12 protein-coding genes are annotated in these 15959 nt (G+C 42.0%); all 12 read right to left on the bottom strand.

Features of this window, described 5'->3' with window-relative positions:
* Window positions 1-7: 7 nt before the first annotated feature.
* The 12 genes from FNW02_RS05845 to FNW02_RS05795 all read right to left on the bottom strand — a co-directional run bounded on the left by FNW02_RS05845 (window position 8) and on the right by FNW02_RS05795 (window position 15942).
* A complete protein-coding gene (locus FNW02_RS05845) occupies window positions 8-559 on the bottom strand; it encodes a hypothetical protein (protein ID WP_225225457.1) in 552 nt (183 codons plus the stop codon).
* 60 nt (window positions 560-619) lie between these two features.
* Entirely contained in the window at window positions 620-808 is a 189-nt protein-coding gene (locus FNW02_RS38405; RefSeq protein ID WP_225225456.1) for a hypothetical protein, read from the bottom strand.
* A 299-nt stretch (window positions 809-1107) separates the two neighbouring features.
* Window positions 1108-3699 carry a type 2 periplasmic-binding domain-containing protein gene (locus FNW02_RS05840; protein WP_191756614.1) on the bottom strand — a complete coding sequence of 864 codons (2592 nt, stop codon included), beginning with the start codon at window positions 3697-3699 and terminating at the stop codon, window positions 1108-1110.
* A 7-nt stretch (window positions 3700-3706) separates the two neighbouring features.
* A complete protein-coding gene (locus tag FNW02_RS05835; protein WP_191756613.1) occupies window positions 3707-3973 on the bottom strand; it encodes a hypothetical protein in 267 nt (88 codons plus the stop codon).
* Between the two features lie 12 nt (window positions 3974-3985).
* A complete protein-coding gene (locus tag FNW02_RS05830) occupies window positions 3986-5752 on the bottom strand; it encodes a type IV secretory system conjugative DNA transfer family protein (RefSeq protein WP_191756612.1) in 1767 nt (588 codons plus the stop codon).
* A 150-nt stretch (window positions 5753-5902) separates the two neighbouring features.
* Window positions 5903-7309, bottom strand: coding sequence for a hypothetical protein (locus FNW02_RS05825; RefSeq protein ID WP_191756611.1), 1407 nt, complete (start codon window positions 7307-7309; stop codon window positions 5903-5905).
* A gap of 17 nt (window positions 7310-7326) precedes the next feature.
* On the bottom strand, window positions 7327-8160 hold the full coding sequence (locus tag FNW02_RS05820; RefSeq protein ID WP_191756610.1) for a hypothetical protein: 834 nt from the start codon (window positions 8158-8160) through the stop codon (window positions 7327-7329).
* Window positions 8157-10016 carry a TrbI/VirB10 family protein gene (locus FNW02_RS05815; protein WP_191756609.1) on the bottom strand — a complete coding sequence of 620 codons (1860 nt, stop codon included), beginning with the start codon at window positions 10014-10016 and terminating at the stop codon, window positions 8157-8159. Before FNW02_RS05815 ends, FNW02_RS05820 begins: the two co-directional genes overlap by 4 nt.
* Window positions 10017-10033: 17 nt before the next feature.
* Window positions 10034-10819 (bottom strand): hypothetical protein, encoded by a 786-nt coding sequence (locus tag FNW02_RS05810; RefSeq protein ID WP_191756608.1) that lies wholly within the window; start codon window positions 10817-10819, stop codon window positions 10034-10036.
* Window positions 10820-11047: 228 nt separating this feature from the next.
* Window positions 11048-12199, bottom strand: a complete 1152-nt coding sequence (locus FNW02_RS05805; RefSeq protein WP_179070519.1) for a hypothetical protein — start codon at window positions 12197-12199, stop codon at window positions 11048-11050.
* A gap of 69 nt (window positions 12200-12268) precedes the next feature.
* A complete protein-coding gene (locus tag FNW02_RS05800; protein WP_191756607.1) occupies window positions 12269-13000 on the bottom strand; it encodes a hypothetical protein in 732 nt (243 codons plus the stop codon).
* Between the two features lie 68 nt (window positions 13001-13068).
* Complete coding sequence (locus tag FNW02_RS05795) at window positions 13069-15942, bottom strand: hypothetical protein (RefSeq protein ID WP_191756606.1); 2874 nt, start codon at window positions 15940-15942, stop codon at window positions 13069-13071.
* Between the last annotated feature and the right edge of the window lie 17 nt (window positions 15943-15959).

Below are 15959 nucleotides of genomic sequence, written 5' to 3'. Positions count from 1 at the left end.
TTTATCCTTACTGGGGAAGATATAAACACTTGTTTTGTTCTGCTAGCCTATTTGTGTGATAGTTATCAAGAATCATTTTCTTAAATTCTTCTCTTGTTGCTTGCAAGTCGCGGAATATTTTGTCAGTAGGATAGAAGAATACCGACTGTTGGCGGCTGTAAAACCAGACCAGTTGATTGATACTATAGGTATCATTGCTATCAAGCAGGACATAACTTATTTGTTGGTAAAAATTTTCTAGAGAGAAGGGACGCTTTTTGGCAGTTGTTCGTACATCGATGAGAGTATTTCCAGCAATTATCTGGCAATCAGCACCTCCAAGATATTCACTTAAAGGATATGAAGCATTGCAGGTAATATTTCCACTTACTTGATTAGCTACTGTTTGCCATGTACGGGGTACAATACCGATAATTTGAGATGTATCTTGGATACTAGGAAGCCATTTTTTGAAGTATTGTGCTTCAAGCTGAAGGGTTTTTTCTCCTTGTAGAAAAGGTTGAATAATCTCATGAATATTACGGCTACGAGCATAATTTTCTAATGCACCCAAGAGCATACACTTTAGAGCTTATTCTTCAAGTGAATTTGAATTTGTAATACAGTAATCGAAGGCATATTATATTTTGAGGGCTTTTGCTCCAACCTGAGCAAGACAATTAGTAAACCATGTTTGGTCTTCATAGATGTTTCCTAAATACTTGGCAAGGGCTTTGGCGATCGCATTTCCTACTAATGGAAAATCTACCCCATCAATTGGTCTGATAATTTCTTGATTTTCTAATAATTGGTTATGGCTAGTAATCATCTTAAGAACTATCTGGTTGAGTCTAGAGTCAAACCACCTTCTGATAGGTGAGGTTCTATTTTTTATTTCAGATGTTAAGCTCACTTTTTGATTTTTCGCTTAAAATACTACACTGAGTATCTGCGTGAGCTATACGTAGTAATTTTTCCTTTAATCGTGTTATTTATCTAAATAAATTGAAAAACTTATAAAGTAAGCTTTTTGAGTTTTAAATTCTGCAATTGAGGTAAACTTGCGTAACTTCTAAACCCAAGTTTTTATATTGTCAATGCGACTTTGCAAACTTGGTGATAAGTAGTTTACAGTTCAACTTCTCTCGACTTAGTTTGAGGTGCAGCAGCAGTCACAGTTTGCCGTTGAGGGGAGGGTATGTGTTCAGTTGGGGTATATTGCTGCCGAATTTCTTCCCCTCGCCATTGTTGTAGGTCTTGCATAATGTCCTTGAGAGCAACAAATTCCATAGTATTTTCCCCTTGCTTTTGTGCTTCGGTTGCCTTGTAAGTCATAATCTTGAAGTACATTTCCCTCTGGTCGGCAATTGGTAACTTGCCGTCATTCTCATTTATCCGTTGAAGAATCTCTTCATTACCCTGGTTCATTGCCTTTCCCCAGTCAGGGCTACCATGCTTGACCATATTCGCCCATTCCTCAGCGATATAAGGGTGAACTTTGACAGGCAGATCGCCAGCTGCTTGTATTACTCGTTCTTTGGGTGCAGCTGCGGCTGCGGGGGTAGATTGTTCGTTACCAAAGATTTGTTCCAAGTTTAGTTTGCTAGCGTTTTGGGCAATAAACTTAATTTGGTTGATATCGTAGTCAGAGATGTTCATCTTGCTGACTTCTTTGGTAATGCCAGCTTCGGTTTTAGTTAGGTCAAACCGGACAAGTTCCTGAGTGCCTTTGTGTTCAGTAGTTTTAAATAATTGCAGGCTGGCTTGATTGTTTTCGGGATCACGAGTCCGCTTAATGGTAAATTCACCTACTGTAAGTTCTTCCTTATCAGCCTGGATGAGGACATTATTGAGGGTGTGCAACATCTCGTTTTGTTTAAAGACTTCCAGGGTTTTAATCGTGCCAGCAGGTGCAAGACTTCCCAAGCTATTCGCTACATCACGGATATCGGCATTGTTGAGGTCAGGGAGCTTGCCTTTGTCGTTCAAGTACTCGGCTACTATCAAGAACTCCTGACGTTCAACAGGTAACATTTCTGTAGGTTTTTTCGTTATCTTGGGTTCCTCTTTTTTGTTGAGTTTAAAATCCATCAAAGAGTTTTCCCAGCCAAATAGTTCATCACTCCGCTGGTGAATGCTAACAGTATCTCCCTCTTGGCGAATCACAAATGTATCGCTACGGTAAATACGCGACCCATCTTGTTCAAGAGTGCCGTATTTTTTTAACATTGCGATCGCGGTTTCAGCAATGTCTTTATTTTCCCCGTTGTAGCGTTCCTCCCGTGCTTGTTTATTATTAATTTGATAAATAGGTACTTCAACTTGACGCGCCCACTGTTGCGCTGCTGGTGCTGGCTCTACACCTTGGGAATTGGCTACTTCTTGATAGGTAAATTCAGGTGCATATTTTTTTCGATTACTAGTTTCTAGTTCCTCTGGCTCTTGTGCAAAAAACTGATTAGGAGTTACATTTTCATTTACCTCTTCTTCAGTTTTATCTTGAGGTTGGTAGTTACTAACAACTATCTCTCTGATTTGAAGCGTTTCTTCGGACTGTGCGATTTCTTCTTGACGATTATTGACCACATAATCTTCAAACCTGTCATCTGCTTCTATTTCAACAGATGAGTTTATTTCTTGAGTTATGGGCGAACTGTTTTCGCTGTTTTTATCTTGTAGTAACTGCTGTGAACTAGTTAATTCGGCTGTTTGACTGTTAGTTTCAGGTTGTTGTTCGCTGGGTTCCTGCTCTACTGCTTCAGGATGGTTTGTGGCTACAGGAGACTGATAATAATCTACATCTGGTGGAGAGTCAAAGTCAGGTGGACTACTAATATCGATATCATCTAGAAAACCTACCACAGTTTCCTCTTCTTCGTAATATGAGTTAACTGGTGTGGTTACAACTTCAGAATTTTTTTGTTTCTTATCTTCATTTAGCAGTTCTGATAAAATATTATCTGCAACATTGGACAGATTTTCTATTTGAATATTATGATTTAAATTAGCCGTTTTTATAGAAATTTGACTATCATCTAATAGTAAATTATCTTCTGTAGCAATTAAATTTTTATTATCAGATAATAACTCTTTTGTATCGTCATTATTTTTAATAATTTCAGCAGATGGAGGTAGTAGCTTAACAAGTGGTTCACTGGCTACATCTATGATTTCATCTTGGGTAAGTATTTCAGTAACGAGATTAGTTATACATTTACCTTCGCTATCTTGTTCGTAGATAATGATTTGTTTTTCTGAACCATCTGACTCTAAATAAGCTGTGATTTTCAGAGCGCTCTCACCTATTTGCTGATAATCACTATTTAAATCGGGTACATCTTCTACTAATCTTGCAGCAATTGTTTGTGCTTGATAGTCAGTAAAAGGTTCTATTGTGTATTTACCTTCCATTAATAGATCGGGCATTAACACAATATTAGTTTCCTGATTACTTTTTATACTGTGATTGGTTAAATCTACCTTTTCCCATTTATACGCACCAGGGGTAGATTCATCAGGTACAAGATTGTAAATGTCTTTGCCAACTTCAATTGCGATTTTACTTGCTTCTTGAGCTTCTTTGAGTTTTTCGAGAATTACTTTAGTTATCTCAGTAAGTGCATTGATGAGCTTTTTACTTAATTCTCGACTTGTTTTAATTGCAGTATCGGCTGTACCTAAATATGATTCATTAATTTGAGTTTGTCTGGGGTCGAACATATATTAATTATGGTGCAGGTAATCTATCAAGTAAAACAGTCTGGTTGTGTTTGACAAAAACCAGTTGATTATCAAACTGGATGATAATCAGAGCAGGACGAGCGCCATCCGTATAAAATTTATCGCAGTAAATGTTCTCTATATTTGTGCGATCGCAATGGTAAACTAACAAATAATCGAAATAGTGCTTTTCAATGTAGGGAGGAAACAAGTGATTCCAGCGTGGGGAGGTTTTGCATTTGTTGATTTCTGCTTGAAGCTCAGGTGATATCATCTTAAAAAGTTTTTAGAAAAAGCTCTTGTATGCATCAACAGGTAACGGTGCATTACCTGCTTGTACGGGTGCTTGTGGGATAGGAAACTTCCGATCTACTTCCTTGACTCGTAAATCTAAATCTTCTTGTGTAGGTTTTTTCTGGGTACTTTTCCTAGCAAGCCCCTTGATAACTTTGTCCCAGTTAGTATCGTTCTCTTGTTCAATTCCGATAATATATTTCGGGATTTTGATTTTTTTTAATATTGGTACTGAACCCTCATTTTTATTACTATAAGCTGGGTTAATAAATAGACATTTTCCAGGTGGTAATTTGAGGAATTGGGCAGGCTCGAATAGCTTCCGAGTCCGTTCTTGTTCGCTGATAGATGTGCTAGCCCTACCCCCTCCAGTTGAGCGAGATTTTTGTTTATATTTAATTTCCTCTTCACCTAAATACGCAGAAAATAGTCGTGCTGATTCTTCTTCACCAGGATTAAAAACAAATTTTGTACCGCACGCACCGAGGATAGCTTTAGAGATTTCTTTACCATAAATCTTTTCAAGCTGACCCATATTTTGCCAACCCAAGATACCGCAGAATCCTTCGGAACGAGATTCGTTAAGCCATTTAAATAAATCTGGAAGGAAGATACTTGGCAACTCGTCAAGACATACTACTAATGGCCCATCTTCCTTGCGTTTTTTGGCGATACTGCGGGAAACTACCATGTGGAGAATGCTGGTCATCAGGGGGCTGACAGCATCGCGGCGTTCGCGGTCTAACCCGAAGATAATCATCTGTTTGCGTTTTACCTCCAGGGGGAGGGTTGTTTTACCGACAAAGCATCCCAATGTACCCCTTGCCATGAACCGCGTGAACATCAATGAAGCGCTACCAGCGATACCCGCCACGGTTTTTTCGGAGCCAGCCGAACTAAATAATTGACCAAAAGCTATCTTAATCCAGGGGTTTAGTGCTGCTGCCATCAAGCGTTCGACCATCTTCTCGCTGGAAAGTATTGCCGCAGCCGTCATAATATCAGCGCGATCGCCAAACTCCTTGGTTAACATTAGGATAGCCTGCGTCAGCTGATCGCCAGCAGGGCCGAAGAATGCATCCTCAGACGCATTACCCAACAAGCGAAAGTTCTTGTTAATAACTGTAGCTAACTGCCGTGCAGTCTCAGCATCGCTACTGTCGCGTAAAAAATCGATTGGGTTACATACCTCCGATTCGGGGAATCCTGGTGCAAATACGTGTACGTCATACCCCTTTGATTTGGCATAACTGGCGATTTTGGCTTGACTGGCATACTTAAAGTCGTATAGTACGATACCAAAACCTTGGTCAATTGCTGAGTAAATCATCGGGTTGATAGCCGAGAATGATTTACCGCTACCAGGTGCGCCAATTACAGCAGTTCCGCGCTGGACATCGGGTACATAAACTGGTACTCCCCCACTCCCCTTGGGTGATTTTTGACCCTTGTATCTATGTACTCCGATATACAGGCTGGCACTATCACACTTAGGAGCTAAGATTTGCTTCAAGGCTTTTTTCTTAGCTTGGGCGGTTTCCTTTGCTCCACCCCAATAGCTAGTAGCAAGCTTGCCTTTTTTACCGTTACTAAAAAGCTGTAAAAGCAACATTAAGCCAATTCCCCCTGCAAGTAGTAAACCTTGAGGTGACATGAGCTTATCTGTATATTTACTAAAGTCAGTATTACTATTTTTATTGTTAGCTTTTACTTCTCTAATAGTCTTAGTTTTAGCAGTTGCAAACAGATAATTATTCATATTAATCTGTGTTAATTTTGCATGAGATAGTTGAAGAAATATGCTACTAAGTGAAGTTGCATATTTCTCCGTTATTTGTGTGGGGTGTCTTCTCCAAGTCAAAAGTTAAAGGCAAGAGGATAAATTCTTCTATGATTGCCTTTTTACTTGTTACTTCTTCGGTACAGTGAGGGGTGTACCAAGGATAATTGGGTCTATCTCGCGGTAGGTGAAGAAGGGAACTGGGCCAATGAAGTAGGGCGAGCAGCCCAAGTCAACCCATCCCCGCTTGCAGATACGGAAGAACATCGCGGTGGTGATACTGCCGTCCGCTTCGTTAATATCCCAGATGACTTGTTTAAATGATTTCCCAAAGGGGTGACGACCTGTGGGTTCTTTCCCACCGTTGAGGCTGCCCAAGATGCCGAATCCGCCTTTAACGTTTTGGTCTTTACCAGACATCCATTGTGCGCCAACGATAGTTTCACTACCCGAAACTTCGATGTGACCGCACTTTTTCTCGCACGGGACATTAAACCCAGCTTGATAGCTCCCGCTTATTGACTTCCAGCGTCCACTTTCAAGCGAACCGAGGGGTAAGTCTACTTTGCCGATAAAGCTAACATCGGGAATGGGAACACTGGGGAACTGATCGAACGGCACATCAGCCAATCCCGGAACCTTACTAATTGTTGTGTTTTGCCAGTTAGTAAAGTCCTTTAGCTGTGCATCCTGAATACCGGGGATGCTGGTTAGTTTATACTTATCGAGTTTGACATACTTACTAAGTTCCACTTCTCCCAGTTCGGGATAATTGTCCAGCACTTCACCAACAGTTTGGTAGCTTGCGGTGCTGCCTGTTACTTTGGTCACTAGTTCTTGAATTGGTGGGATGGCTCCAACTTCTGAATCTTCAAGCTTAGGGATTGCTTCGGCGAGGTCTTCGAGTGTTTGCCACTTTAGTGTCTCAAAATCTGACAGTTTGAGATTTTTGAGGTTAATTCCTGTGATGCTGGCGATATCTTCAAGCGTGAAATCTTCAATATTGAACTCAGTTGCTTCAAAATCACCTAATTCCATGACTTCGGCAAGGCTTTGTCCGGTACTCCAGGTGCGTGTCTCCTTCATACCAGGGTTTTTGATATTAGGGAATTCGACGCTGCCAGCACCGCCAAATTTCATATTTCTGAACGTGATACTGCTCCAATCGGGTGTGGGTGCGCCATTGACGTATTTAGTTGCGACTGGCTGTTTGGTTTGTTTTGTTTTATCTATCAAAGTGTTCAAATTTGAATACTTCGATGGAACTGTTTGAGCTACCGCTTTCTCACCGAATAGGAGACTGCCGATATTGTAGCTACCTCCAAACCGGATTAACCCGTGTAGGGCAAGTCCTGCAATAAGTCCTGCTACCATCAGGTAGCGTAAATTATTAAACTTTTCCATCCGATACTCAAGCGCTCGGTTGGTTTTTTTGTGAGTGGTTTCCTGACTTGCAGCTTTCACTGGTACAATCGCAGTTACCTCGGTTGTGATATCTAAAATTTGGTTGTTGGAGGTCAAATTTTCGTTATACATCAGTGGTTATTTAAAAATTATTGATTCAAGAGAAAGTTTGTTTTACCTGTATTTGGTGTTATGGGAGTGTTATTGCGCTGTGGCGGTATTTTTAAGAAGCGCTTTCCACCTAGCAGCATAAGTTTTTCAACCAACTGCATTGATACTCCGGTGGTGCTGGCGGCGACAACAAGTTCCTCTCCTTGCGATCGCAACTCAACAAGTTGGTTCAGACGCTTCCAAAGCTTGCTGTCTGTAGTAACCCACTGGTTTTTTAAGGCAACTTGCATTCCTTTAGCGATATGTCTGCTATCAGATAATGCGGTGTAACTGACCTTTGGTTTTACTTCTTCAGGTTTGCTGGGAGTATCGCCAATAATTTCAATTTGGCTGTACTCTGGTGTGCCACTGCCCGCTACAATCCGAAAATGATAGCTTTTCCTTGTTGACCCAGATTCGGTAATCACCGTCATGTGCGCCCCGTAAGAAGCTTGTGGTAAACCGGGGATTTTGACTGTCTCGATGCGGCGAATATGAATTAGTCCAGCACCCGAACTGTTGTTAGAACACTTACCCAAGCCTTCAAGACATCCGTCTACATCAAAAACAAACCTAGATGGGTCATCCAGCCAGATTTTCTTGATGACTTCTCTGGTGTTGTAGAACGATATTGATACCCCATGTCCGGGCCAGACCTTAACTGTCTGCAATTGGGCATTTTCCCCTGACACCTGGGACGCAGCAACTTGACGGATAGTATTTGCCAGTACAAGTTGGTTTGGTGCAAACACGGTGGCAATGGTGAGACACCCGCTAAAGGCGATCGCGCAAGGGATAATTAAACTAAAGTCGGCTATATATCTGAGTTTCACAGCTTGATTGACCTATCGACTTTGATTGTGATTTTGGTGTCTTTAGGCACATACCAGACATTGGGACGGCGATTGATTTCGTCAGTAGCACGTTCTGTCCGCTTGCTGACTGTTTCGCCAAGTTTGCCAAAGGCACCTTCAAGAAAGGCAGCTCCCAGGTTGCGGTTGTTATTACGGCTGCGGGTTCTTGTCCCACCTAAAGGCAAATCTTCTGTGACTTCTTCATCTGGCTGGTTGATAATTTCCCCTACCTTGGCAATACCAGCTATTGTTCCTAAAGTGGCATCATACTTGGCTATTTCAGATCCCTTGTCGTCGTAGGGTCTGGCGGCTAGGGGGGAACCTGCTTCTCCCAGGACTGATATTGTTCCGGGTGATAGGGGATATTCGGTTCCGTCTTTGAGGATGGCCGTGACTTCGGCACGCACGCCTGATGTGCTATCAACCGAAATCATGGCGATAGTTACCTGTGTTCCTGCTGGAATGGCTATTTCGCCAGTATTGCTGTAAAGCGGCTCGTTCAACTGGGCTACAAACCGTAACGTATTTGTCTGCTCCTGGGAACGACCGTTATTGTTGATTTGGGGCATAACGAGCGGAGTTACGAGGGTTGCACTTGCAAACGAACCGACAACTAGATACTGTGGTTGTGTTTCTTGAAGTATCTGTGCTTCTTCTGGCAAGTAGTTATTTGCAAGTCGTTCGACTTGCTGAGTGGAGTTGTTTTCTTTATTACCAGCAAAACTAAATTCTAAGGTTTGTTCTTTGGTGCTGGCAAGTTCTGAGTTAGTTTGTGGTTGTTCTAGCGAGAAGCTATAAATAACTGGCACAGCTTGATTGTTCTCTTTGTCATCAGTATTGCTATACTCAGGAGTACTATCATTTGTGGTTACAGGTTGCCAACGCGGGCGCAGTTCTTCAACTTGATTGGGAGTGTTGGCAACTGTTTCGGTATTCTCGCTGCGGCGGCTACGGCGACGACGGGAGCGATTGGTATTTTGTTCTGCTGGGCGTAATGTTTCTTCAGTGTTTGCTGTAACTTCTTGTACTGTTGTGTTTGTAGGTTCACTTACAGTGGAACTAGCTAACATATAATCAACCCGACCAACCGAACCCAGACTACGCAGGCGTTCGAGTTCGGCTATTGGGTCTTTGGCGACACTCTGGTTGCTGGCAACTATTTGTTTGGCAAGTTTTGGCAGAGGAGCGCTAGGACGCAGGGGTGGTATTGGCTGTGATGGCTGTGAGGCGACTACTCTACGTGTTGGTCTAACAGGTTCGGATGCTTCTTCCCGGTATACACGTCTTCTATAAGTAGGGGGAGTTTGTTGAGCGGCTACCCTTCGTTGGCGAATAGGGCGTGTTTTCTCTTTGTTTTTGGATTGTTCTTCTTCAGTAGCTTCCTTTTTCTCCTCTTTTTCTTCCTTGTTACCTTTACCATTTAGTGCATCAAGTTCTTCTTGTTGCTTGGCGAGGGCAAGCTTGGCATAAACATCCCCTTCTTTTTTCTCAGATGTGGCAACTGTGGGAGTAGGGGTAAGGATTACTTCTGGTTTTTTGGCATTTTTACCACCCCCATTCATCATGCCATTGAGGACAACAAATATAACTAGAAACCCAGCCCCAAATGCACCACCAATAATTCCTAATCTTGACCAGGGGGATGTAACAAAATCGTGTTTAGTTTGTATTAACGCGGGGTCTTCTACTTCAATATCATCTTCTTCGACTACCTCATATTGTGAACATTCAATTTCATCTTCTACAGCTTTTCTATTTTTGCTATCGATTGGTAAAAGACTATCTACAGAAGATAGTTCATGCTTATTTGAAACCTCATCTTGTAGCTGTAACATAAGTTTATGCTTAATTACTAATTATTTTTATTTTTGCCGAGATTATAATCAATTATTTGGGTAATTTCTAAACCTGGTTCTCGTACTAAATAAATTCTTTTATCAAGTTCAGTTGGCTGGGTTGGTAATTTGGGAGTATCGACAGCTTCGACAGTAATTGTTTTGTTAAAGGCGATTCCTTTACCTTGGTTTTCATTTCTATCAAAGCTTACAAGCGTACCGATATAATCAACCTCCCACTTTCCATCCTTGATTTTTCTGGGTTCAGAGATATGGCGGGTGACGAGTGAGACCTGAACTTCACCGTTAAATACACCATTTGGGACAATTTCTGCTAACTTTTTAAGGAAGTTTGCCCGAAAATCTTGATTTTCAGATAGTGCAAATGCAGCTTCCCAAGCTCTAGTCGGAATTCTTTTTCTACTATTTTTTGTTGTTTGAACATCTATTCCTTTATCAGGTTTGGTAACATTTTCGCCATTCTCTGTTGCTTCGATTATTCCATTCCAACCGAACATTTTAATCATGCTATCTGAGATAAAGCGTTTGATAGTTTCGTCTTCGCGTTCGTTGGGAGCAGCAAATTTACCAGGTGAAATAGACCCATCTTGGAGTTGAACAACTGTCATACCTTTAACATGACGAGTTGTACTAGAACTCATGCCAATATTTACAATTTGCAATAGGAGAGATAAGATAGTTCCTCCTGCTGTTACCGTGATTGCCATTGCAATAGGTGTAGAGGTAGATTGACCGTAACTGAGAAGGCGAGCTGGTTGAGATTTAGACTTAGGTTTAAGCATAATTATTTGTTAATTACAAAGAAGAATTCAGGAGTCAGAATTCACAATGGGCTACGCCCCGCTGTGCTAACAGAATTGAATTAGCATGGCTTTTTAGTAGCGTACTAACTTACTAAAATTGAAGTATTAATCCTGACGTGTCACCGTAATCACTGATGTGCTTTTGCCAAACTATCAAATCTTGAAATGTCTTGGCTGGCTGTCTCATTTCTTCTGAATTCTGACTAATTACTTTTTAACTTTAATTTTTGAACTAACAAATTTGGTGGCATTGACAGCAACCGTAGCAGTTGTACTTGCTCCACCAGTAGCGATTCCTGCTGCAATTTCAGATCCAAATGCTACTGTCTTACCTAATCCTGTCCAAACAGCTATTCCACCACCTGCGGCTAATGCAGATGAAAGGATAGGAGAAACCAACCCAACAAAAAGGAGAAATATCATCGGTTGGTTTTGTTCGGAATTAGCAATTAGTTGTCCGCACAAACCAATAATCATGTTGAAGCAAAGTTTTGCCATTCCAACGGTGAAATAACCAGTTAGCCAAGCGAAAATAGGTTTTGCGCCAAAAGGGAGTAGTGAACCGCCTATTGCCAATGGGCCAAGCAGGGCAGTTAAAAGCATCGTGAATTCGATACCCCACTGGTAGGCGTTATTTAGGGCGAGGAGGATGACTGCGACAAATCCGGTGATCATCGAGCCGATTGTACTGGTGATAGAATTACCAATCTTTTCGGCAATTTGACCGGGGGAGAGGTCGTTGAGCGCATCTTTGGCATCAGATAAAGCCTGAAGTGGGTTAAACTCCCAACTACCGCTGTCGGGGGCTTCTCCTTTAAATAGATCGGGCGCAGAGGTTTTGAGTTCTGCTTCTGCTTGTTGCAAGCAGGTGATTGAATCTTGCGTGTTACCAGGGATTGAGCGGCATCTTTCCATTGCCGCCCCTACTTGCTGCTGGAGGGCAATATTGCCGACTGCTCGATTGAATGCTACTTCTAGGTTTGCTCCAGCAGCGGTAAATTCAAGAATGTCACTATTGACAGTATTAATGTATCCTCGTATGGCGAGTGTTCCACTTCTGAGTAAAGTGCCATTGTTAGCTAGTAGCCCGATAACCAGGATGGGCCATATCCAACTGGAGAGAGCTTTCATATCCTCTTGATTTATCCAGTTTTTGCCTAACTCAACCATAAAAAGGGTAAGTGTGGCGATCGCAAAAAACTGACCAACTTTGCACATCGAGCCATACAAGCTACCGTTGAGGGTTTCTTGCCAAAGTTCATTGAAACCTTCAGCTACTAATTGCGCTCCAGCGGCGGCATTTTCTAAAATGTCTTGTCCAAAAAATGGGTCGGTTGCAATTATGAGGTGTTCTAACATAGCACTTGATTAACAGGCGTGAAGGTTTGGTCATCTCAATTGCAGAGATGACCAACTAATTAGGGTGAATTATTGCCCAGCAGTAGTTTTGAGACTGCTAAACCCGCTGATTTCGATGTACTGGGCGCTGATACCGTCCATCATCAGGTTTTGACGACGGCGATCGCTTGCCCCTTGTTCGGCAAGTTGAGATAGCATCAGGTTAGTTTGCTGGACATCGTGCCGTGCTTGCAGTCCGTCGGTGCGGGATTGCCCCAACATTGAGACAATTTGCGAGTTTTGGGCAGCAATTACCTTGAGGATGTTTTGTGAAGCATCCATTGATTGTGCAGATTCCGCAAGTTCTTTGGCCTCAGCTACAGTTTGTTCAGTTGCTTCTATTTCATTTTTGGTACGTTCCTGACCGACTTCCCCTAAGACGCTTGCGATCGTGGCGCGGGTGGTTTCTCTCTCCAGTTCGTTAGCTGCACCTACAGCACCTTCAACTGTGTTACTTTCATTCCAGTTACCCTTTTCCTTGAGTTGCTCTTTGAGCTTTTCTGCTGAATTTACTGGGTCTGGCATATCCATACTGCCAGTCTGAATAGCAGTTTTAGCTTCGCTTTTCATCCCACCCCATTCATTAGCTGCTGCGGTAAGTTCGTTTTTGGTTTCCTCAAAATAGTTATTGAATTTGCCTAAAACCTTGAAGAAATCGTCAATTAAGAAGGCATAACTAGGTGCTGTACCGAGTAAAGTAACCAGACCAATGATTGACCCGATTATTACCCCTTTCTTAGTAAGCTTTAACTTTGGCTTCATACTTTTTGTGGATAAAATAACCAATGTGGCAATTAAATTTAAGCCACTTGTTTATGATTTATTGATTCTTATTTTTCCAAACCCAGGTTATCTGTTAGTTTTTCTTCTATAATTTTTGCTGGCTTTAATCGCTTATTGTTATTGTTATCCAGTAATTGTTTTGCTTCTTCGCTTAACTCATCTCCCCGAAGCATTTGTATGTATGCCTCAGAAAATCTCACCATACCCAGCATTGGATTATCGGCATATTTATTGAGGAAGAGAGTGCGTAATTCTTGCTCATTCGGGTTATTTGCTACTGCTGCAAGTAAACAATAAGCTGGGTAATACCTACAGAAGGTAAGCTTGCCATTATCGTCAAGTAACCACTGTGAGTAGATACTCTCGCGTTTTGGGAAGAATGCTTCGGTACTATTACGCGAAATAATTTCATAAGGGTATTTAAACCTGTTAACAAATGGGTCAACAGCTGATGTTTGAATCCGACCAATAAGGCGGGTAGTGATGTTAGCAAATATCTTGGCAGCAGACTTACTTTGGAAAATACTTTCTGGTTCTTGGGCAGATAAAATTACACGTATACCTGCTTTTGCACCGTTGGCGCAGAGTCTACCAATTAGCTCGGCTATGCTGTCAAAACTGAATAAAATCGGCGCTTCATCTAAGAAAAATATTGATACTTTAGATGATAAAGCTCTACGTAATGCTGCGGAATAGGCGCTAAGGGCAAGGACTGCTGCATCAGCTTCACTCCCAAGCGATCGCAGTGCGAATACCAGTAGTCGCGCATCAGTTCTAAAGCTAGATGGATTGGCGATTGACTGCCCAACTCGTGAATTTAGCCAGAACTTTAATCGCAATCTGATTTGGTCAAGAGCATCGAGAATTTCTTTACTATTATTGGTGATGGAATCGAGTTTAATAAATCCAGGCGAACAATAATTATAGAAATCTTTAAGTGTTGGAATATCTGCCCATTCAGGTGTTCCTAATCCATTTTCTAGTGCTAGCTTATACCGGAGTTTGATATCTTCATCGTTGTAAAAAGTTTCAATTGTGATTGTAATGATACTCTCGATATTGGATACCATTGTCGGACTTACCCCTACAGGGTTTGTCCCAAGTACCATTATCATTAATGTGGATTTCAAGAATTCCTTGAAATCGGTCATTCTTTCTTTAATAAGTTCAGGCTCATACCCCCTTAAATCAGGTAATTCAAATAGATTGTTCGACTCTTTACTAATATCGAAATATGCTCCTTCTTCTCCCATGAATTTGGTATAGTCGGTAAACGTACTAGTACCATCGGGTTTGGGATAATCAAGTGCAATTACAGGAATGTCTTGAGCTAAGGCAGGTGTTAATAGACCTGCTACTAAGACAGATTTACCAGCACGGGTAGTACCGAAAATAGCGAGATTTTTGTGCTGGTTGTACAAGTCGAGATGTACTGGGGTTCCTCCCTCTTCAGCAATCAGCTCGAACCCAGATTTATCTCCCGTAGCCGTTCTAACTATCGGCATGAGTCCGGGAACTTCTGATGAGAAATAGGGAAGGCGACGGTTAAAGGGTCTTGTGAGTAGGTTTTCCCAAACAATAGGTACGCATTGTAACCATGTCTTCCAAGCATACTCGATTTCTCTATCAACTACGGCAGGGCGTAAGAAGCAGCTAGAAAGGTATTGGCAAGCTTCATCGAGTTTTTGACGACTGTGACGATGAACACAAAATACAAGAGCAGTGTGGATGGGCAAACTGCCTCTGAGGATAGTTTCTTGTGCCTTAACTGCCTCCTCGATGTTCATATTGGCTTTTACGTCAATTGACCCCTTCTCAGAAGACATGGCGCTGGAGGTAATTGACTGTTTGGTAATTCTTTGAAGAGCAGTTTTGGCAAGTCCCTGGTTAGCTTTAGATAGCTGGCAGATAATCTCAGTGTCGGAAATTTTTTCTTTGGATATTACCTCCCAGAGGTATCGAAGCTGGGCGTATTCGTCTACCCAGCCTTGGGGCTTTTCGCTAAACTGGAGAACGCCGATATACTTGTCTTGCAATCTTACCCAGCTGCGATCGAGAAAAGGGACAGATTTTTCATTCTCCAGCATCAGGTGGCGAATATGGAAATCGCTGGTTTGAACTTCTCGAAGCCCCTCTTCATCTAATATCAGGGGATTGGGAACCTTGGGTGCGTCGCTACGGTTAAACTGACTCCAAAGAATTGACCATACTTCCTCACTGGTGACTGCTCGTACTGAAAGGCCCATTGAGTTGGTAAAAAGTTGTTCCCACCGTTGAAACCCAGAGGTAAAACTATCCCGTAGGATTGTTTCGATTCGTTCTTGCCGAACACCGTGAATTTGTCCAGTAAATTGGAACCAGGCATTCTGCAATTGTTTGATAGTTTTTTCAATCGCATCATTTGAGCGACTGTCTTCAGAAGCAAGGACGCTATAGGTACACCAGAAGCGTAAGAACTTGTTTTTACGAGTTCCCGCTTCAGTGAGTTCTCTTGCTCGCAGACGTTCCGATCGCACTAGCAGAGTTAGTTGCTCTAGGTCACATTTATCCTCTATATTTTTTAGTTCCTGCTGCCGGAGAAAGTCATCAGTGAACGAACCGAGGTGAATTGTCAAAGTTTCGCGTTCGGGAAGTTCTTTGAGTCCGCCCTCAATATTTTCAAAAATTGGGATAATCTGTTCTTCGGGCAAGGATGGGTGAATTCCTTGTACGTCAAAGCAGAACTTGATTTGAATGTCCTCTTTTTTCTGGAGAATAAGTGCGCCAATATCTCTACGACCAGCAAGCGAGATACTTGCAATCCCGGCTAAATGAGTAATATCCTCAAAGGGTGTCAGATTTTTGACAACGCCTAATTGTTCAGTATCAAGGGATTTTTTACCAATTTTGTGCTTTATTTTCGTTGAGGCGGTCGAACTCATAGCCTGTAGTTTCGTTC

This window comes from Komarekiella delphini-convector SJRDD-AB1, assembly GCF_014831675.1.
GTDB lineage: Bacteria > Cyanobacteriota > Cyanobacteriia > Cyanobacteriales > Nostocaceae > Komarekiella.
Note: the sequence above shows the minus strand (reverse complement) of the source record. Positions and strands in the feature narration are given on the sequence as shown.

Bases quoted from the DNA above. Each gene is read 5' to 3' on its own strand.
- FNW02_RS05835 (WP_191756613.1), bottom strand. From the start codon at position 3,973: ATGATATCACCTGAGCTTCAAGCAGAAATCAACAAATGCAAAACCTCC.
- FNW02_RS05795 (WP_191756606.1), bottom strand. From the start codon at position 15,942: ATGAGTTCGACCGCCTCAACGAAAATAAAGCACAAAATTGGTAAAAAA.
- FNW02_RS05815 (WP_191756609.1), bottom strand. From the start codon at position 10,016: ATGTTACAGCTACAAGATGAGGTTTCAAATAAGCATGAACTATCTTCT.
- FNW02_RS05810 (WP_191756608.1), bottom strand. From the start codon at position 10,819: ATGCTTAAACCTAAGTCTAAATCTCAACCAGCTCGCCTTCTCAGTTAC.
- FNW02_RS05840 (WP_191756614.1), bottom strand. From the start codon at position 3,699: ATGTTCGACCCCAGACAAACTCAAATTAATGAATCATATTTAGGTACA.
- FNW02_RS05845 (WP_225225457.1), bottom strand. From the start codon at position 559: ATGCTCTTGGGTGCATTAGAAAATTATGCTCGTAGCCGTAATATTCAT.
- FNW02_RS05825 (WP_191756611.1), bottom strand. From the start codon at position 7,309: ATGTATAACGAAAATTTGACCTCCAACAACCAAATTTTAGATATCACA.
- FNW02_RS05800 (WP_191756607.1), bottom strand. From the start codon at position 13,000: ATGAAGCCAAAGTTAAAGCTTACTAAGAAAGGGGTAATAATCGGGTCA.
- FNW02_RS05830 (WP_191756612.1), bottom strand. From the start codon at position 5,752: ATGAATAATTATCTGTTTGCAACTGCTAAAACTAAGACTATTAGAGAA.
- FNW02_RS38405 (WP_225225456.1), bottom strand. From the start codon at position 808: ATGATTACTAGCCATAACCAATTATTAGAAAATCAAGAAATTATCAGA.
- FNW02_RS05805 (WP_179070519.1), bottom strand. From the start codon at position 12,199: ATGTTAGAACACCTCATAATTGCAACCGACCCATTTTTTGGACAAGAC.